At 66.9% G+C, this 17,533-nt stretch carries 16 protein-coding genes; 9 read left to right on the top strand and 7 right to left on the bottom strand.

The annotated features are described in order from the left end of the window. Together V7Q53_RS21265 and ubiA are read right to left on the bottom strand one after the other, a co-directional pair. A partial coding sequence (locus V7Q53_RS21265) for an OmpA family protein (protein WP_333830865.1) occupies window positions 1–2,307 on the bottom strand: 2,307 nt, incomplete at its 3' end. A 54-nt stretch (window positions 2,308–2,361) separates the two neighbouring features. Beyond that, entirely contained in the window at window positions 2,362–3,387 is a 1,026-nt protein-coding gene (gene ubiA / locus V7Q53_RS21260; protein ID WP_333830864.1) for a 4-hydroxybenzoate octaprenyltransferase, read from the bottom strand. Window positions 3,388–3,399: 12 nt separating this feature from the next. On the opposite strand from ubiA, the gene V7Q53_RS21255 reads away from it, so the two are divergent. Genes V7Q53_RS21255 through V7Q53_RS21240 form a run of 4 tightly spaced genes read left to right on the top strand, consistent with a single transcriptional unit; the run spans window position 3,400 to window position 6,935 of the window. Further along, entirely contained in the window at window positions 3,400–4,188 is a 789-nt protein-coding gene (locus V7Q53_RS21255; protein WP_333830863.1) for a 16S rRNA (uracil(1498)-N(3))-methyltransferase, read from the top strand. Next, window positions 4,175–4,999, top strand: a complete 825-nt coding sequence (locus V7Q53_RS21250) for a GNAT family N-acetyltransferase (RefSeq protein ID WP_333830861.1) — start codon at window positions 4,175–4,177, stop codon at window positions 4,997–4,999. The genes V7Q53_RS21255 and V7Q53_RS21250 overlap by 14 nt, the downstream gene beginning before the upstream one ends. Beyond that, on the top strand, window positions 4,996–5,508 hold the full coding sequence (locus V7Q53_RS21245) for a hypothetical protein (RefSeq protein WP_333830859.1): 513 nt from the start codon (window positions 4,996–4,998) through the stop codon (window positions 5,506–5,508). Before V7Q53_RS21250 ends, V7Q53_RS21245 begins: the two co-directional genes overlap by 4 nt. Before the next feature lie 56 nt (window positions 5,509–5,564). Then, window positions 5,565–6,935 (top strand): glutamate--cysteine ligase, encoded by a 1,371-nt coding sequence (locus V7Q53_RS21240; RefSeq protein ID WP_333830858.1) that lies wholly within the window; start codon window positions 5,565–5,567, stop codon window positions 6,933–6,935. Between the two features lie 39 nt (window positions 6,936–6,974). Here V7Q53_RS21240 and plsY read toward each other — a convergent pair whose 3' ends face one another. From plsY to irrA, 4 genes are all read right to left on the bottom strand, one after another. Further along, window positions 6,975–7,586: a glycerol-3-phosphate 1-O-acyltransferase PlsY gene (plsY, locus tag V7Q53_RS21235; RefSeq protein ID WP_333830857.1), complete on the bottom strand. Its 612-nt coding sequence runs from the start codon at window positions 7,584–7,586 to the stop codon at window positions 6,975–6,977. 120 nt (window positions 7,587–7,706) lie between these two features. After that, entirely contained in the window at window positions 7,707–8,984 is a 1,278-nt protein-coding gene (gene pyrC / locus V7Q53_RS21230; RefSeq protein WP_333830856.1) for a dihydroorotase, read from the bottom strand. A 156-nt stretch (window positions 8,985–9,140) separates the two neighbouring features. Then, entirely contained in the window at window positions 9,141–9,923 is a 783-nt protein-coding gene (locus tag V7Q53_RS21225) for a 23S rRNA (adenine(2030)-N(6))-methyltransferase RlmJ (RefSeq protein WP_333830855.1), read from the bottom strand. Between the two features lie 15 nt (window positions 9,924–9,938). Continuing rightward, the gene (gene irrA, locus V7Q53_RS21220; protein WP_333830866.1) at window positions 9,939–10,379 is read right to left on the bottom strand and encodes an iron response transcriptional regulator IrrA; all 441 of its coding nucleotides are present in this window, start codon (window positions 10,377–10,379) and stop codon (window positions 9,939–9,941) included. A 231-nt stretch (window positions 10,380–10,610) separates the two neighbouring features. Here irrA and fabA point away from each other — a divergent pair, with 231 nt between their 5' ends. From fabA to V7Q53_RS21205, 3 genes are all read left to right on the top strand, one after another. Further along, on the top strand, window positions 10,611–11,120 hold the full coding sequence (gene fabA / locus V7Q53_RS21215; protein ID WP_333830853.1) for a bifunctional 3-hydroxydecanoyl-ACP dehydratase/trans-2-decenoyl-ACP isomerase: 510 nt from the start codon (window positions 10,611–10,613) through the stop codon (window positions 11,118–11,120). Between the two features lie 318 nt (window positions 11,121–11,438). After that, window positions 11,439–12,668 carry a beta-ketoacyl-ACP synthase I gene (gene fabB / locus V7Q53_RS21210; protein WP_333830851.1) on the top strand — a complete coding sequence of 410 codons (1,230 nt, stop codon included), beginning with the start codon at window positions 11,439–11,441 and terminating at the stop codon, window positions 12,666–12,668. 5 nt (window positions 12,669–12,673) lie between these two features. Beyond that, window positions 12,674–13,462, top strand: a complete 789-nt coding sequence (locus V7Q53_RS21205; protein ID WP_333830850.1) for an enoyl-ACP reductase FabI — start codon at window positions 12,674–12,676, stop codon at window positions 13,460–13,462. Between the two features lie 150 nt (window positions 13,463–13,612). On the opposite strand, the gene V7Q53_RS21200 is transcribed toward V7Q53_RS21205, so the two are convergent. Then, window positions 13,613–14,758 (bottom strand): DUF6456 domain-containing protein, encoded by a 1,146-nt coding sequence (locus V7Q53_RS21200; protein ID WP_333830849.1) that lies wholly within the window; start codon window positions 14,756–14,758, stop codon window positions 13,613–13,615. A gap of 256 nt (window positions 14,759–15,014) precedes the next feature. Here V7Q53_RS21200 and V7Q53_RS21195 point away from each other — a divergent pair, with 256 nt between their 5' ends. Together V7Q53_RS21195 and V7Q53_RS21190 are read left to right on the top strand one after the other, a co-directional pair. After that, complete coding sequence (locus tag V7Q53_RS21195; protein WP_333830848.1) at window positions 15,015–15,386, top strand: DUF6477 family protein; 372 nt, start codon at window positions 15,015–15,017, stop codon at window positions 15,384–15,386. 136 nt (window positions 15,387–15,522) lie between these two features. Beyond that, window positions 15,523–17,533, top strand: a 2,011-nt coding sequence (locus tag V7Q53_RS21190; protein WP_333830847.1) for an ASKHA domain-containing protein, incomplete at its 3' end; no start/stop codon positions are given.

Below are 17,533 nucleotides of genomic sequence, written 5' to 3'. Positions count from 1 at the left end.
GCTTGGAGCCGGGCGGGTCGTATCATCGCCCGGAGTCTGGATCTCGAACACCAGTTCGGCCTCAAGCGCCGGATCAAGCGGCTGCGGCTCTGAACCCTCTGTCGCCTCTTCCTCTGAAGCACCTTGCTCCGTGTCCCCGTCCGCTGCGGCCTCATCCGGTGTGGCGGGGCCCGTGTCAGCGGCAGGTTCTTCGGCGGCAGGTTCTTCGGTGGTGGCCTCTTCGGCGGCGGCTGCTTCGACAGCGGGTTCATCCGCCTCCGCCGCGCCCGCGTCTTCCTGCTCCCCTGCCGCGGCCTCGGCGACCACCTCTTGTTCAGCCGCCGTTTGTTCAGCCGCTGTCTCCTCCTCCGCAGCCTCATCCGGCACAACCGGGGCAGCGGCGCGTCGGGGGCTTGGCGCGGGGCGGGTGGTGTCATCGCCCGGGCTCTGGATATCGAACACCAGTTCGGCCTCAAGCGCCGGGTCCAGCGGCTGCGGCTCAGGCTCCGGGCGGATCAGCGTCATCTCGATGCGCCGGTTGGCCTCGCGCCCGGCGGCGGTGGCATTGTCGGCGATGGGCTCGGCAGCGCCATAACCCTGCGCCACCAGCCCCGAAACCAGCACCCGGCGCGACAGAAGCGCATTGATCACCGCTTCGGCGCGCGACTGGCTGAGCGCGAGGTTGGTTTCTGCCCGGCCCTGACTGTCGGTATGGCCCGCGACCTCCATCTCCAGCGCGCCGCACTCGCGCAGCACATCGGCGATCTCGTCCAGCGCCTGGCGCGACGCGGTATCAAGCCTTGCCGAGCCGGGGGCGAAGGTGATCTTGTTCTCGGTCAGAATGGCCTGCACCCGCGCCTCGCAGCGCTCTGGCGTGGGGGCCTGCTGAACCGGGTCCAGCGCCTCATCGTAGCGCACCCGCACCGCATAGACCGCCCCCTGACCCAGCCCGTCAGCCAGTATCCGCGCCACCTGCGCGCTGACATCAGGGTTGCCCGAGACGCCCGCAACCTCCACCCGGTCGGTGCGGACGGTGACGCGGCCATGGTGCAGCTCTGCCAGCGCCTCAAGCGCGGTCAACGCACGCACCGACCAGCCCGAGGGCAGTTCCGGGTCCAGCCGTGTCTCCAGCGTGACGGATTCCGAGCCGAAGCGCGCGCGCGCAAAGGCCGAGACCGAATCGCGGATGCGGGTGTCCGGCAGGCGCCCCTCGACCAGCACCTGCCCCTCCTCAGTCAGGGTTGCCAGAAGTTCGGCGCGGCCCTCATTCTCGGCCTCGCCCGCATCCTCGGGCTCCAGACGCACGGCGGTCAGGGTGAAGGCGTCAGGCAGGCGGGTTTCCAGACGGCCCACCGCCCGGTCAAAAACCGACTGGCTGATCGTGGCGGGAACGACCATCGACAGATCGCTGTCAGAAAAGGTCACAACCCCGGCACCCAGCGCGGCCAGTTCACCGATCGCCAGCTCCACCGCCCGGCCCCAGCGCGGCGTGGGAGAGCCCATGGCGATGGTGCATTCCAGCCGGGCGGTTGCCCCGGCCCCGCGCGCGGCGCGCAGGATCAAGTCGCGCCCGGCCTCGGTATCGGCGGCGCAGGCATCGAAGCGCGCGCCCTGCTCGTCGATCACAAAGCGCAGCGTGAAGGGCGCAATCACCGGGCGCGGCGCGACAAGATCCAGCATCAGGACGGCGCCCTGAGGGGCCATGTCATGCAACCGGGTTTCCAGCCGGTTGCGGGCCTCGGCGCTTTCGACGAGCGCATGCACCTCGATCCGCCCGGCAGTCACCGATATCTGCGACACGGGCATCATCTCCAGCGCCGCGATGGTGAAATCCAGTGCGGCCTGCCAGCCCTCAGGCGCAGGATGATCGGCGGTCTGAAGCATGTCGGAGACCGTGCCATCGCGGTCGATCGCCGACAGCCGCGCGATGATCGCCCCCTCGCCCGGATCGGCAGGCACCAGCCCGATCACCGACAAAGCGTCATCGTTGCGCATCGCCTCGATACGGAACACCGGCGCCACGATCACCGTGTTGCTGACCACCTCAAGCGAATCGCTGACCCGGCTGGCATCGACCACCCCGCCCGCAACCTGAAGCGCGCGGATGCGGGCAGATTCGGTCGGCGCCGTGCCCGTCAGATGCACCCGCAACCCATCTGTCTGAACCGCAACCCAGCTCAGCCCGGCAGCCTCAAAGGCGCTGTCCAGCTCACGCGTGTTGGTGCGTTCGATGAATCCCGACATCGCCATCGCGAAAGCCGCTGCCAGTGCAGCCGCCGCCAGAAACGCCGCCGCAGTGGCCAAGGTCAGAAGAGAAGGTCTTTGCATGTCCAGCCTGTATCCGAGCGCCCCTGACCTAGCCCCTGCACCGGGGTGATGCAATCAGACGAAAAGCGCGGCGGCGAAAATCAGCACAACGATCAGCCCGGCATCCCGGTTGGAGCGGAAAAGCCGCAGGCAGACGTCGCCATTGTTGATGTCAAGCTTGCCAAGCTGCCAGTTGAGATGCGCACCAAAGGCCCAGGCCCCGGCCAGCGCCAGCGACATCCTGAGCGGGTTCACCAGGGGTGCCAGCGCATAGATGATGGCCAGCGACATCAGCACCACCGCCGCCACCAGAAAGCCGCGCAGCCAGTATTCGCTTTTGTCGCCGAACAGCCGTGCGGTGGATTTCACGCCGATCAGCGCGTCATCCTCGCGGTCCTGATGGGCATAGATGGTGTCATAAAACAGCGTCCAGGCGATACCGGACAGGTAAAGCAGCACAGCAGGCCAGCCCAGCGAGCCGGTCTGCGCCGTCCAGGCCAGCAGCGCGCCCCAGTTGAATGCCAGCCCCAGAAACACCTGCGGCCACCAGGTGAACCGCTTGGCAAAGGGGTAGACGGCGACCGGCACCAGCGCCAGAACGCCCAGAAAGATCGCCGCCGCGTTGAAGGTCAGCAGCAGGAAAAACGCCGCAACGGCCTGAATGGCCATCCAGATCAGCGCCTCGCGCACCGTGACATGCCCCGCCGCAAGCGGGCGGTTGCGGGTGCGCTCCACCAGCGGGTCGATATCGCGGTCAGAGATGTCATTCCAGGTGCAGCCCGCGCCGCGCATCAGGAAAGCGCCCAGCGCACAGGCCACGAAAATCCAGACGGTCAGCCAGCCCGCCGTTTCCGGCACCGCAACCGCCCCCAGCAACGCGCCCCACCAGCAGGGCAGCAGCAAAAGCCAGGTGCCGATGGGCCGGTCAGCGCGGCTGAGGCGCAGGTAGGGCTGCAGATCGGGGTGGGCATGGGTATCAACCCAGTTGCCGCTGACGGTATCGGCAATGGCCCCGTCCTGTGGCTCAGGCGGGCGGGTGCTGCCGGGGGTGTCCGCGCCGGGCGCGGTTTCGGCCTCTGGCCTTTGGTCGTTCCCGCTCATAAAGTCGCTTCCATGACAGACCAGACCCCCTCCGCGATGAAGACGATCCGCCCCAAGATCCGCCTCTATGTAGAGCAGCCCTTGGGGGCAGGGCAACCGGTATCCCTGTCGCAGGAGGCGGCGCATTATCTCATTGGTGTGATGCGGCAGGGTGCGGGCGATGCGGTGGCGCTGTTCAACGGGCAGGACGGGGAATGGCGCGCGGTTATCACCAGCGCAGCGAAACGTAGTTGCGTTTTGACATGCGAGGAACAGTGCGCGCCGCAGCTTGACCCGCCCGATCTGTGGCTTCTGTTCGCGCCCATCAAGAAGGCGCGCACCGATTTCATTGTCGAGAAGGCGGCGGAACTGGGCGTGGCGCGCATCTTCCCGGTGCAGACCGGATTCACCAATTCCGAGCGTATCCGGCGGGACAGGTTGCAGGCCCATGCCACCGAGGCTGCCGAGCAATGCGGCGCCACCTTCGTGCCGCCGGTGGAAGAGTTGCAGCCGCTGGCCCGTGCGCTGGCAGATTGGCCAGAAGGGCGGGTGCTGTTCTGGGCCGATGAGGGCACGGTCGAGGGGCACAAAACGGGCGACATCGGCGACGCCCCACCCGGCCCCGCTGCCATCCTGATCGGCCCCGAGGGTGGCTTTTCCCCCAATGAGCGCACGCGCCTTGCCGCCCTGCCCTTCGTGCAGCGCATCAGCCTTGGCCCCCGCATTCTGCGCGCCGACACTGCCGCCGTGGCCGCGATCACGCTCTGGCAGGCAAGGCTGGGAGACTGGCAGAGCCGGGAGGCTGGCAATGACCCCGCTTGACCCCGCCGAACGCCCGGCGCTGGCACAGTTTCTGCGCGCCCGTCTGGCCGGATCGATGTTCCCGCTGAGCAATCTGGCCGGGACAGGCCGCGCGATGCGTGTGTGGTGCCAGCATGAGGCGGGCCAGATCAGCGGCATGATCGGCCTGACCGACGACGGCATGCTGCTGCCGCAATGGCCCGGCGCGGACTGGGCGGCGGCGCGCGCTGTGCTGAAGGGGGCTGCGGTCTGCGGCATCGTCGGCCCCGCCGCACAGGTGAGCGCGCTGCGCCGCGCGCTGGCGCTTGATGACGCCGCCTGCAAACTGGACGCGGTTGAGCCGGGCTTTGCGCTTGACCTGGGCGCCCTCATCACGCCACCGGCGCAGGGGGCCCGCCTTGCCATCCCAGACGCGGCAGAGGCGGTACTGCTGACCGAATGGCGCGCCGGCTATGCGCAGGAGGTTCTGGGCGAACCCGCCGCCACGGCGCGCGAAACGGCTGCACAAACCGTGGCGCAATGGCTGCGCGCGGGCACACACCGCCTGTTGCAGCGTGACGGGCAGTTTCTGGCGCTGACCGGGTTCAATGCCGATCTGGGTGATGCGGTGCAGGTGGGCGGCGTCTATTGCCCGCCCGCCATGCGCGGGCAGGGGCTCGCCCGTCTGGCCGTGGCGCTGCATCTGGCCGAGGCCCGCGACCGGGGTGCCAGCAAAGCCGTGCTCTTCGCCACCAGCGCCCCCGCCGCGCGCGCCTACCGCGCCATCGGTTTCAAGCCCGCCGGTGAGATCGCGCTGGTTCTGTTTTCCGCACAGCAACGGGTGCAGCCATGACACTGATCCGCTCTGAGGCCATGGCGCGGCTGCGCAACTGGCGCGATTCGCTCATCGGGCTGGGGCTGGTGGCAGCCGGGCTCTGGCTGATGCGCAGCCCCGGCTACATCCTGCCCGGGCTGGGCGCGATACTGGCGCTGGCCGGGCTGGCCTTCGGGCTCGTCGGCCTGCGCCGGGTGCGGTTCCGGGCCGGGGGCGAGGGGCCGGGCGTGGTGCAGGTCGTCGAAGGACAGATCAGCTATTTCGGGCCACGGGCGGGCGGCTTCGTGGCCCTTGACGAAATTTCGCGCCTCTGGCTCAGCGCCGACGGGGCGGACTGGGTGATCCGCGCGCTTGACGGCCATCACCTGACCATCCCCCGCGCCGCGCAGGGCGCCGAACAGTTATTCGATACGTTCGCCGCCCTTGAAGGCCTTGATATGGCAAGACTTCTGCGCCGGATCGAAGCCGCGCCCAGCCTGACCGACCAGCTGATCTGGCAGCGCGAGGCGCGCATGCTCTTGACTTGACGCCTCGTGCGATACAGGTCTGGCAGACAAAAATCATCAGCCCGGAGCCAAGAACAATGTCCATCCCCCAGTCCGGCGGCGGGCCGATCGAACATCAGGACCAGCTGGCGGCGTTTCTTGCCGAGGGCTGCAAGCCGAAAGCCGACTGGCGCATCGGCACCGAACATGAGAAATTCGGCTATTGTGAAGACACCCTCAAACCCCTGCCCTATGACGGCCCGCGCTCCATCAGGGCGGTGCTGGAGGGGCTGCGCGACGGCTTTGGCTGGGCGCCGGTGCTGGAGGGCGGCCATATCATCGGCCTGACCAAGGACGGCGCCAATGTCAGCCTTGAGCCGGGCGGGCAGCTGGAGCTGTCAGGCGCACCGCTGGAAACCATCCACCAGACCTGCGACGAGGTGAACCTGCACCTGCACGAGGTCAAGACGGTGGCTGACAAGATCGGGGTGCGTTTCATCGGTCTGGGCGCCGCGCCGATCTGGGGGCAGGACGAAATGCCGGTCATGCCTAAGGGCCGCTACCGGCTGATGACCGATTACATGGACCGTGTGGGCACCCATGGCAAACAGATGATGTACCGGACCTGCACAGTGCAGGTGAACCTCGATTTCTCCTCCGAGGCCGATATGGTGAAAAAGCTGCGTGTGGCACTGGCGCTTCAGCCCGTCGCCACCGCCCTTTTCGCCAATTCGCCCTTCTTTGACGGCAAGCCTAATGGCCACAAAAGCTGGCGCTCGCGCATCTGGCGCGATCTGGATGCCAGCCGCACCGGCACCCTGCCCTTTGCCTTTGAAGAGGGGTTCGGCTTTGAGCGTTATGTCGATTACGCCCTCGATGTGCCGATGTATTTTGTCTACCGCGACGGGCGCTACATTGATGCGCTCGGCCAGTCGTTCCGCGATTTCCTCAAGGGCCGCCTGCCCGCCCTGCCCGGCGAAGTGCCCACGCTGTCAGACTGGGCCGACCATCTGACCACCATCTTCCCCGAGGCGCGGCTGAAGAAATACCTGGAGATGCGCGGTGCCGATGGCGGACCGTGGCGCAGGCTCTGCGCACTGCCCGCGCTCTGGGTAGGCCTGCTCTATGATCAGTCCTCGCTTGATGCGGCATGGGATCTGGCCAAGGGCTGGGATCTGGAAACCCGCGATGCCATGCGCGTGGCGGCCAGCGTTGACGGGCTGGCGGCGGATACCCACGGGGTGAAGATGCATGATCTGGCGCGCGAGGTTGTCGCGCTGGCCGACGCCGGGCTGAAAGCCCGCGCGCTGCCCGGTGCGGGCGGGCTGGTGCCGGATGAGACGCATTTCCTCAATGCGCTGAAGGAAAGCCTTGAAACCGGGCAGACCCCGGCGGACGAACTGCTGGCGCGCTACCACGGCGACTGGCAGGGCGATCTGACGCGGATATACGGCGAATACAGCTACTGAACCGGCGCCCCCCGGCACGCCGGGGGGCTGCCCCGATGTTCAGGTCTTCGCGCCGATCTTCGGCTCGGTCCCGGCGCGAAGGCGGGCGATATTGGTGGCGTGGCGCTGGAAGATCAGCACCGCCAGAACCACGGTCAGCGCCAGCGCCTCGCCCCGGCCCAGAACCAGCAGCCAGAGCGGAACCGAGGCTGCGGCAACCAGCGCCGAGAGCGAGGAAATGCGCGAGATTGCGGCAACCGCAGCCCAGGTGGCACAGGCCAGCAGCCCCGCGGGCCATGCCAGAACCAGCAGCGTGCCGAGGAAAGTCGCCACGCCCTTTCCGCCGCGAAAACCCAGCCAGACCGGGAAGATATGGCCCAGGAAGGACGCCAGCGCGGCCAGTTGCGCGGCATCCTCACCCAGCGCCAGCCGCGCGATGAGAACCGCAATGCCCCCCTTGCCCGCATCAAGCAGAAGCGTGGCCAGCGCGGCAGCCTTGTTGCCGGTGCGCAGAACATTCGTGGCCCCGATATTGCCCGAACCGATCTGGCGCAGATCGCCAAGCCCCAGCGCCCGGGTGATCACCAGCCCGAACGGAACCGAGCCGAGCAGATAGGCCAGCACTGCCACCAGAAGCAGCAGGGCCGGAGCGGTTTCAAACGCCGGAAGCATCTCAGAACGCCCCCGCCATGCGCGCGGGAAGGCGCTTCGAAGCGCCTTCGCCACGCGGTCTGCAAGCGGCGCCAGCAAGGCCCCTGAAAGGGCCTTTCAGCGCATCATCCGCACAGGGCATCACCTCTCCTCCGCCGCAAAGACCTGTCGGCCACCCACCCAGGTTCCCAGCACTTTACCCTCCATCCGCGCGCCGTCAAAGGGCGTGTTCCTGGACTTCGAGCGCAGCGCGAAACGGTCCAGAACGAAGGGCGCATCCGGATCGAACAGCACCAGATCGGCCGGGGCGCCCACGCTCAGGCGGCCACAATCCAGCCCCAGCCGTCGCGCCGGATTGAGCGCCATCGCGCGCCACAACTGCGCCAGCCCCATAGCCCCCGCATGGTAAAGCCGCATCGCGGCGGGCAGCAGCGTCTCCAGCCCCACGGCCCCCGGCGCGGCCTCTTCAAAGGGCAGCCGCTTGGATTCTTCATCCTGCGGCGTATGCATCGAACACAGGATGTCGATCAGCCCCGAGGCCACCGCCTCTACCACCGCCAGCCGGTCCTCTTCGTCGCGCAGCGGCGGATCAAGCCGGAAGAAGGTGCGGTAATCGCCCACGTCGAACGCGTTCAGCGTCAGGTGATGGATTGACACGCCCGCCGTCACGTCCAGCCCGTTCTGCTTGGCGCGCTCCAGCGCCGGAAGGGTGCGGGCGCAAGTGATCTGGTCGGCGTGATAGCGCGCGCCGGTCATCTCGATCAGCGCCATGTCGCGGTCAAAGGCCATGCGCTCTGCCATCGGCGAGACCCCGGGCAGGCCGCGCAGGCTGGCGAACTTGCCGCTGGTCACCGCCGCGCCCGCGCTCAGGCCCGGGTCCTGCGGATGGCCCACCACCAGCGCCCCCAGCGAGCGCGCATAGGTCAGGCAGCGCGAAAAGACCTTGGTGTCGCGCACCACGTGATCGGCATCGGTAAAGGCCACTGCCCCGGCATCCATCAGAAAACCGATCTCGGCCATCTCGCGCCCGGCGCGGCCCCGGGTCAGCGCGGCCATGTGGTGAATGTTCACCACCGCCTCGTCGCTGGCGCGGCGGCGCAGGAATTCAAGCGATTCGGGGGTGTCGATGGCGGGGTTGGTATCGGGGCGGGTGATGAAGGTGGTCACGCCACCCGCCGCCGCCGCCTGCCCCGCCGAGCGGAAGCTTTCCTTGTGGCGCGCGCCCGGCTCCCCCACCTGTACCCCCAGATCGACGATGCCGGGGGCAAGGCACCGGCCGCCGCAATCCACCCGCTGCGCGCCCTCTTCCGGTGGCGCGTCGCGGGCGACCACGCGGCCGCCTGCCACGTTCAGCGTTCCTGCCGTATCGGTGCCTGCTTCGGGATCGATCAGGCGGGCGTTGAAAAAATGAAGCGTCATGAGGGGCCCCGCTGGATGCCGGTTTGCCTGCCTTATAGTCGCGGAAATCCGGCCGCGCCACCGATCAAGCGCTGTCTTGGCCAAGGAAAAACCGCGCCGCCCGGCAGGTTGATGCCGGAATGCCGCGACTGCATGCGTTGCGCAGCAGCTTTCGCCTCAGGGAAATGCTGTTTCGAACTGCCCGGTCAGAAACCCGGCTTCCTGCGCCAGCCCATAGGGCGGGTTGATCACGAAATGGCCGGACCCGGCCATCCGGTGCCCCTCGCGCACCGGCGGGAAGCGCAGCTCGTGGCGCAATGCCTCCGGATGGGCGGCTTCAAGCGCGGCCAGCATGGGCAGATGGCGGCCATCGGTCAGGATCGGATACCACAGCACAATCACCCCGACATTCCACTTGCGCGCAATCTGGCCGATGAAGCGCGGCATCTCGGCATAATCCGCCGCGATCTCATAGCTAGGGTCGATCAGCATCAGCCCACGCCGGGGTTCGGGCGGGGTAAGCGCCAGCGCCAGTTCAAATCCGTCGCGGTGATAGACCTGCGCGCGGTGGGGCCGCATGACCCCTTCCAGCGCCGCAAATTCAGCCGGGTGCCGCTCAGCCAGATGAAGCGTGTCGATATCGCGCAACCCATAGGCCGCAATCAGGGGCGAGCCGGGATAGGCCGCAGGGCCATGATCGGCGCGTACAGCGGCGAGGATACGCGCATAGGGGTGATCGGGGGCAAACCACCCCTCCACCCGGCCAATCCCCTGCGCCGCCTCGCCGGTCTTGCGCGCCTCGATGCTTTGCAGATCATAGAGCGCGCGCCCGGCATGGGTTTCCAGATAAAACAGCGGCTTGGGTTTGCGCGTCAGATAGTCCAGCATCACCGCCAGAAGCGCATGTTTGTGGACATCGGCCAGATTGCCCGCATGGTAGCCGTGCTGATACGAGAGCATACCGGCGCCGCTGCCTCAGCCCTTGCGCCGCAGCCGGATCACCACATCCACCCGCGCCACATCGAAACCCTCAGGCGTGCGGGGCAGGCGCGTGATTTCCAGCTCATCGGCGGGCGCATCGGTCAGTTTCTGCTGTTCTTCAAGGAAGAAATGCGGATGGTCATCAATGCGTGTGTCGAAATAGCTGCGCGTGGCATCCACCGTGATCTCGTTGAGCAGCCCGGCCTCACAAAACGCGCGCAGCGTATTGTACACCGTCGCAAGCGAGACCTTTTCGCCATTGTCGATCGCCGCGCCGAAAAGCCCCTCGGCCGTGACATGCCGGTTCTTCCCGTCGCCGACAAGAAGCGAGGCAAGCGCCAGACGCTGCCGCGTGGGGCGCAAACCGGCATCGGCCAGCCAGCGGCTGGCGTGGTCGAATGAATGCGGGGTCTGAACGGCGAAATCGTTGCTCATGCGTTGAATATAGAGGCCTTCGGGCAGATGTTTCAATGCCTGTGACAGTAATGTCCGCATTCTGTTGCAATTCCGGGTCACGATTGCGCGCGCAGGGCAGCACTTGTCACCCTGCCGCCCCGGCAGCCCTGCCCCGCGCGCCGCAAAGCCCGGCAGCACGGGCTGACTTGTCAGCCGTCGAGCACAGATGCTAGAGGGGGAAAACGCCCGAAAACAGGAGGACGGCATCATATGGCGCAATTCCCTACGCAGTTCGACAAGGAGGCCCTTCTTGCCTGTTCCCGTGGCGAGTTGTTCGGCCCCGGCAATGCCCAACTGCCCGCGCCGCCGATGCTGATGATGGACCGCATCACCGATATCTCGGGCGATGGCGGTGAACACGGCAAGGGCCATGTGGTCGCCGAATTCGACATCACGCCGGATCTGTGGTTCTTTGACTGCCACTTTCCCGGCAATCCCATCATGCCCGGCTGTCTGGGCCTTGACGGGCTGTGGCAGCTGACCGGCTTCAATCTGGGCTGGCGCGGCTGGCAGGGGCGCGGCTATGCGCTGGGGGTGGGCGAGGTCAAGCTGACCGGCATGGTCCGGCCTGAGCGCAAGCTGCTGCGTTATTTCGTCGATTTCACCAAAGCGATCCAGACCCGCCGCCTGACCATGGGCGTGGCCGATGGCCGCGTCGAGGCGGATGGCGAAACCATCTATCTTGTCAAAGACATGAAGGTCGCGCTGTCAGAAAACTGACAGCCCCGCTCAGGTGCGCAACGTCATGACCCCGGCGTTACTGATCGCCCGCTTGCAGATCACTGCCGGGGATTCTGAGCGCGCCGGACCTCATCCCGGAAGGAAAGCAAGCCGCTGAAAATGCGGCCTGCCCTCGCCAAGGCAGCACCCCTTCCGGCGGGCGAATGCCCGTGGCGCAACAGATCGCGGCACGGTCCTGCTTGCCGCGCTTCACCGCCCTCCGGCCTGAACCCTCCGGTTGCAGCGCCCGGCAGCGCCCCCTTGCACGCCCCCTAACGCATGGCCTACATATTGCGGGTCAGATAAAAAGGAGGCCGCATGCGCCGTGTCGTCATTACCGGGATCGGGATCATCTCGCCCATCGGCAACACCGTGGCCGAGGTCGAGGCCAGCCTGCGCGCCGGGCGTTCGGGCATCGTTGCCGCGCCCGAATACGCTGAACTGGGGTTTCGCAGCCAGATCCACGGCATGCCGCAGATCACGCTTGAGGACCATATCGACAAGCGGGACCTGCGCTTCATGGGGCCGGGTGCCGCCTATAACTTCCTTGCCATGCAGCAGGCCATTGCTGACAGCGGGCTGGAGCCCGGCGATGTGTCGAACCCGCGCAGCGGGCTGATCATGGGCTCTGGCGGGCCGTCCACCTCGAACTTTTTTCAGGCGCACAAGATCGTCATCGAGAAGGGCGCGCCCAAGCGGATGGGGCCGTTCATGGTGACGCGCTGCATGTCTTCGACCAATTCCGCCTGTCTGGCGACGCCTTTCAAGATCAAGGGTGTGAACTATTCGATCACCTCTGCCTGCTCCACCTCGGCGCATTGCATCGGCAACGCGGCGGAGCTGATCCAGATGGGCAAGCAGGATGTGGTCTTTGCCGGCGGCGGCGAGGAACTGGACTGGACGCTGTCGTGCCTGTTCGACGCGATGGGCGCCATGTCGTCCAAGTATAACGACGCACCCGAAACCGCCTCCCGCCCCTTTGACGCCAGCCGCGACGGCTTTGTGATCGCGGGCGGCGGCGGGGTGCTGGTGCTGGAGGAATACGAGCACGCGAAAGCGCGCGGCGCGAAGATCTATGGCGAGCTGACCGGCTATGGCGCCACGTCTGACGGCCATGACATGGTCGCCCCCTCGGGCGAGGGTGGCGAGCGCTCGATGCGGCTGGCGGTGGAGACCCTGCCGAAGGGCCGCACGGTCAGCTATATCAACGCGCACGGCACCTCGACCCCGGCGGGCGATGTGACCGAGGTGCAGGCCATCCGCCGCGTCTTTGGCGAAGATAATGTGCCGCCGATTGCCTCCACCAAGTCGCTCACCGGCCATAGCCTAGGCGCGACCGGCGTGCATGAGGCGATCTATTCGCTGATCATGATGGAAAAGGGCTTCATCGCGCCCTCGATCAATGTCACCGATCTGGACCCGGCCCTGAAACCGCATGAGATCGTGACCGAGTTGCGTGAGGGTGTCGAATTTGACTCGGTGCTGTCCAACAGCTTCGGGTTTGGCGGCACCAACGCCACCCTCGCCTTCAGCAAGATGCAGGGGTAAGGCGCATGGCCGGACTGATGGAGGGCAAGCGCGGGCTGGTCATGGGCGTGGCCAATGAGCGCTCCATCGCCTGGGGCATCGCCTCCGCGCTGCATGCCGAGGGGGCCGAACTGGCGTTCTCGTATCAGGGCGAGGCATTCGGCAAACGGGTGGAGCCGCTGGCGGCCTCGGTCGGCTCCGATTTCCTGCTGGATGTCGATGTCACCAGTGATGTTAGCCTTGACGCGGCCTTTGCCGCCATCAGCGAGCGCTGGGGCGCGATGGATTTTCTGATCCACGCCATCGCTTTTTCTGACAAGTCGGAACTGACCGGGCGTTTCATCAACACATCACGCGGCAACTTCAAGCATTCGCTGGATATTTCCTGCTTCAGCTTCATCGACGTGTCGCGCCGCGCCGCCGATCTGATGCCGCAGGGCGGCGCGCTGGTAACGCTGACCTATGGCGGCTCCAACCGGGTGACGCCCTTCTATAACGTGATGGGGGTGGCCAAGGCGGCGCTGGAGGCGTCGATGCGCTACCTCGCCAATGATCTGGGGCCACAGGCGATCCGGGTGAATGCCATCTCGCCGGGACCGATGAAAACGCTGGCCGGGGCGGCAATCGGCGGTGCGCGAAAGACTTACCGCCATACCGAGGCCAACGCCCCCCTGCGCCACAACGCCACGCTTGAGGCGGTGGGCGGTGCGGCGGTGTTCCTCTGCTCGGATTACGGCAACTGCACCACCGGCGATGTGATCATGGTGGATTCGGGTTACCACGTTCTGGGCATGCCTCAGGCCGAGAATTTCTGACCGGCGCCGCCGCATCCGGCTGAACCGGAGCCGGGCAAGGCGCTGCAGCCACCACCGGGCCGGAGGCGCGCCGCACGCCGACCGGGCGGGCGGGGTTCGATGCCCCGCCCGCCCGGCGCCCTCGCTGAACCATCCTTCTACCGGAACGCCTCAGCCGATCATCTTTGCCCTGTCGCCCAGCTCGTCATAGTGTCGTCGCAGCCGCAGCAGAGCAATGCGCAGGACAATCTTGCCCGAACGCGCCGACCAGCCCAGCCGCTTCTCGGCCGTCTCCAGCCCCTCCAGGAAGCAGCAGCAGCGCAGCGCCATATCCCCCAGCCCCGGGCCCAGTTCACGCAGCGCCTGCGCGACCCGCTCCCGCGCGGCGCGCTGACCCCGGTCGCCCGCCTCTGACGGGCCAAACGCGCTGCGGCTGCCCCCGGTCAGGAAGCGCTCCCAGTCCTGCGTCACCCTTGGGCCCATCTGCGCCACCTCGAAATCCTCGCGCAGTTTTTCGGCGGCGGCGACCAGATCGGGCGTCAGGAAAGGTTTGCCGTCGCGGTCACGGCGCCGCGCCAGCGCGGTCACCGGGCTTTCCCCCGGCGCGGGGCGCGGGCGCGCCATCTCACCCTCATTCTCGGCTTCGCGCCCTGCGACCACCTCCCCCTCTGAACCTTCGTCCGGCATACCCCCCTCGGCCCGCAGACGGCGCAAGGCGGCGCGCCCGGCGGGCGTTATCTCGTACTGCGCCACCCGGCCGGTCTTGCGGCACATAATCCATTCGCGCAGCGCAAAGGCCTCGGCCACCGGGCGATCCAGCACGGCCAGCCGCACCGCGCCCTCCGCCCCGTCGCGCAGCACCACGGCGCGCTCCATATCCGCCGCCACCGCCAGAAAAGCGCCGGGTTCGGCCAGACGGCGCAGCACGCGCACGCCCTCCAGGTTCAGGCGGTTCTCGTCGGGGGCCTCTCCGGCAGGCATGCCGTTCGGCCGAAGCGACGTGCCCGGAGCCTTGCGCGCGGCGGGGTCCGGGGACAGGCGGGCAGTCGGAAGGGTCATATCGCGAGTGTCCTTGTTTGGGAAACATTCCTGCCCGACTGAGGCCTGGATCAGCCGATCCAGCGCACAATCGACCAACGGATCATCACGACGGTTCTCAAAACGCCGCACCTGGCGCAGGACGGTCGAGGCATGCACCCCCTCCGTCCGGGCGATATCGCGCAGCGATCGCCCGCTTTCCGTATGCGAAAGATACAGACGCACTGCCGAGGGAACCCAATCTGGCAACTGGTCCAGCTGTTTGAGATTGGACGTCATGACCACCCCGCCGTTTTCACGCTTCTCTCGCGGACATTACGTTTACGGCTTCCTTATTGTTTTCAATTTGAGGACAATCGCCACAGTTGCGCGCATTGGTTACTGGTTTCTTAATCCCGTCGTCGCATCCAGCATCTTTCACAAACTTCTACACCCGCTGAAGCCTGCGTTCGCAGGGAGTGCGCGGTGCGCAACACCCGTAAAAGTTGTGCAACACTGCCCTCACAAAGTCGCCGAACCCACAGGAGTCGCCTGGATGAGCTGCCAGCCCCGCGAATCTATTGTTTCTATTCTGGATACTATTTCCTCCACCCACCGCCCCCGCCTGTTGCTTCGCACAGCGCGAATCGGCCTGCAGGAATACCGCCGCGAAAGCGATTTGCGGCGGGTTCTGCGCCTTCCCGCCGCGCCGCCACCCGGCCCGGCGACGGTCCGGGCGCTGATCGATCTTGAAGCGCAGATCGAAGCGCAGCGCCTGCGCCCGGCCCATGCCATCGGCGACACATGGCGCCCCGCGCGCCATGTCGAGGTGATGATCGCCCTGATGGCCGAGGCGCAGCTGATGGCCGAAGCCGTGCCGATGCCCGCCCTTCCCCCCCGCCGCCTGACGCTTTCACGCGCGAAATAGTCGGCCGGGCGCGCTAAATACGGTGCGCGCGTTGCCTCCGGCGTCGCTTTCCGCCGGGCGGTGTCGCTCTGCCTCTTTCCTGTCCGCGCAGGCCCGCTATCTTGCGGCTGATCCTCAGCACGGGAACGGGCAGCACATGGCGGACGCACTGGTCATCTTCACGCCCTCGGGCAAGCGCGGACGCTTTGCGCCGGGCACGCCGGTGCTGACCGCCGCGCGTCAGCTGGGCGTTGATCTGGACTCGGTCTGCGGCGGGCGTGGTATCTGCTCAAAATGCCAGATCACGCCCGGCTACGGGTCATTTCCGAAACACGGCGTGACGGTGGCCGGGGACGCGCTGAGCGACTGGAACGCCGTTGAACAGCGCTACAAGGACAAACGCGGGCTGACCGAAGGCCGCCGCCTGGGCTGTCAGGCGCGCATTCAGGGCGATGTGGTGATCGACGTGCCGCCCGAAAGCCAGTTGCACCGTCAGGTCGTGCGCAAGGCCGCCAGCGCCCGCACCATCGCCATGGACCCGGCCACCCGCCTTTACTATGTCGAGGTCGCCGAGCCCGACATGCACGAACCCTCAGGCGATCTGGAAAGGCTGGCGCAGGCGCTGCGCGACCAATGGCAGATCGAACGCATTCAGGCCGGGCCGGTTATCCTGCGCAAGCTGCAACCGGCGCTGCGCAAGGGAAAATGGGCGGTCACGGTCGCGGTTTTCACCGATCATCGCGATGGCCCGGCGCAGATACTGGATCTCTGGCCGGGGTTCCACGAAGGGCCGCTTCTGGGCCTTGCCATTGATCTGGGCTCCACCACCATCGCCGCGCATCTGACCGACCTGAGCACCGGCGCGGTGGTGGCCGCGGGCGGGGTGATGAACCCGCAGATCCGCTTTGGCGAAGATCTGATGAGCCGGGTCAGCTATGCCATGATGAACCCCGGCGGCGATGTCGAGATGACAGCTGCGGTGCGGCTGGCGATCAACGATCTGGCCCGGTCTGTGGCCACCGAGGCCGGGGCTGACGCGGCCAGCATCATCGAGGTGGTGGTTGTCTGCAATCCGGTCATGCACCACCTGTTTCTGGGCATCGACCCGGTGGAGCTGGGTCAGGCGCCCTTCGCGTTGGCCACCTCCGGTGCGCTGAGCCTTCCCGCGCGCGAGCTGGAACTGACCGCGCTCAACCCCGAGGCCCGCCTGTACACCCTGCCCTGCATCGCCGGTCATGTGGGGGCCGATGCGGCGGCCGTGGCACTGTCGGAAGCGCCCGAGAAATCGGAAGATCTGGTGCTGATCGTCGATGTCGGCACCAATGCCGAGATCCTGCTGGGCAACAGGAACCGGGTTCTCGCCTGTTCCTCCCCCACCGGCCCGGCATTCGAGGGCGCGCAGATATCCAGCGGCCAGCGCGCGGCGCCCGGCGCGATCGAACGGATCGAGATTGACCCGGCGACGAAAGAGCCGCGCTTCAAGGTCATCGGCTCGGACCTGTGGTCAACCGAGCCGGGCTTTGCCGCGGCGACCGCGAAAACCGGGATAAGCGGCATCTGCGGCTCAGGCATCATCGAGGCGGTGGCGGAGATGCGCATGGCGGGCATCGTCGATGCCGCCGGGCTGATCGGCAGCCCTGAGCAGACCGGGACAGCGCGCTGCATCGCCGAGGGGCGCACGCATGCCTGGCTGATCCATGACGCCGGCGCCGAGGGCGGGCCGCGCATCACCGTCACCCAGGGCGATATCCGCGCGATCCAGCTGGCCAAGGCCGCGCTCTATGCGGGCGCGAAACTGCTGATGGACGAGCTGGGCGTGGACAAGGTGGACCGCGTGGTGCTCGCCGGGGCCTTTGGTGCGCATATCAGCGCAAAACATGCGATGGTGCTGGGCATGATCCCCGATTGCCCGCTGGAGCAGGTGACGAGCGCGGGCAATGCCGCCGGAACCGGCGCGCGGATCGCGCTGTGCAACATCGCGGCGCGCAAGGAGATCGAGGCGCAGGTGGCGCGCATTCACAAGGTCGAAACCGCCATCGAGCCGCGCTTTCAGGAGCATTTCGTCAATGCCAGCGCCATCCCCCACGCCATCGACCGTTTTCCCGAACTGAGCAAGCTGGTCACGCTGCCGCAGGTCAGCCACAACAACGGCGGCGGCGGTGAGGGCG

The sequence above is a fragment of the Pararhodobacter sp. genome (assembly GCF_036802785.1).
Classification (GTDB): domain Bacteria; phylum Pseudomonadota; class Alphaproteobacteria; order Rhodobacterales; family Rhodobacteraceae; genus Pararhodobacter.
This window is presented reverse-complemented; position numbering and strand designations above follow the sequence as displayed.

What these genes read in the sequence shown, in the direction of transcription:
- V7Q53_RS21205 (WP_333830850.1), top strand. Translation starts at nt 12,674, where the DNA reads ATGGCCGGACTGATGGAGGGCAAGCGCGGGCTGGTCATGGGCGTGGCC.
- pyrC (WP_333830856.1), bottom strand. Translation starts at nt 8,984, where the DNA reads ATGACGCTTCATTTTTTCAACGCCCGCCTGATCGATCCCGAAGCAGGC.
- ubiA (WP_333830864.1), bottom strand. Translation starts at nt 3,387, where the DNA reads ATGAGCGGGAACGACCAAAGGCCAGAGGCCGAAACCGCGCCCGGCGCG.
- V7Q53_RS21225 (WP_333830855.1), bottom strand. Translation starts at nt 9,923, where the DNA reads ATGCTCTCGTATCAGCACGGCTACCATGCGGGCAATCTGGCCGATGTC.
- V7Q53_RS21240 (WP_333830858.1), top strand. Translation starts at nt 5,565, where the DNA reads ATGTCCATCCCCCAGTCCGGCGGCGGGCCGATCGAACATCAGGACCAG.
- fabB (WP_333830851.1), top strand. Translation starts at nt 11,439, where the DNA reads ATGCGCCGTGTCGTCATTACCGGGATCGGGATCATCTCGCCCATCGGC.
- irrA (WP_333830866.1), bottom strand. Translation starts at nt 10,379, where the DNA reads ATGAGCAACGATTTCGCCGTTCAGACCCCGCATTCATTCGACCACGCC.
- V7Q53_RS21200 (WP_333830849.1), bottom strand. Translation starts at nt 14,758, where the DNA reads ATGACGTCCAATCTCAAACAGCTGGACCAGTTGCCAGATTGGGTTCCC.
- fabA (WP_333830853.1), top strand. Translation starts at nt 10,611, where the DNA reads ATGGCGCAATTCCCTACGCAGTTCGACAAGGAGGCCCTTCTTGCCTGT.
- plsY (WP_333830857.1), bottom strand. Translation starts at nt 7,586, where the DNA reads ATGCTTCCGGCGTTTGAAACCGCTCCGGCCCTGCTGCTTCTGGTGGCA.
- V7Q53_RS21255 (WP_333830863.1), top strand. Translation starts at nt 3,400, where the DNA reads ATGACAGACCAGACCCCCTCCGCGATGAAGACGATCCGCCCCAAGATC.
- V7Q53_RS21245 (WP_333830859.1), top strand. Translation starts at nt 4,996, where the DNA reads ATGACACTGATCCGCTCTGAGGCCATGGCGCGGCTGCGCAACTGGCGC.
- V7Q53_RS21250 (WP_333830861.1), top strand. Translation starts at nt 4,175, where the DNA reads ATGACCCCGCTTGACCCCGCCGAACGCCCGGCGCTGGCACAGTTTCTG.
- V7Q53_RS21195 (WP_333830848.1), top strand. Translation starts at nt 15,015, where the DNA reads ATGAGCTGCCAGCCCCGCGAATCTATTGTTTCTATTCTGGATACTATT.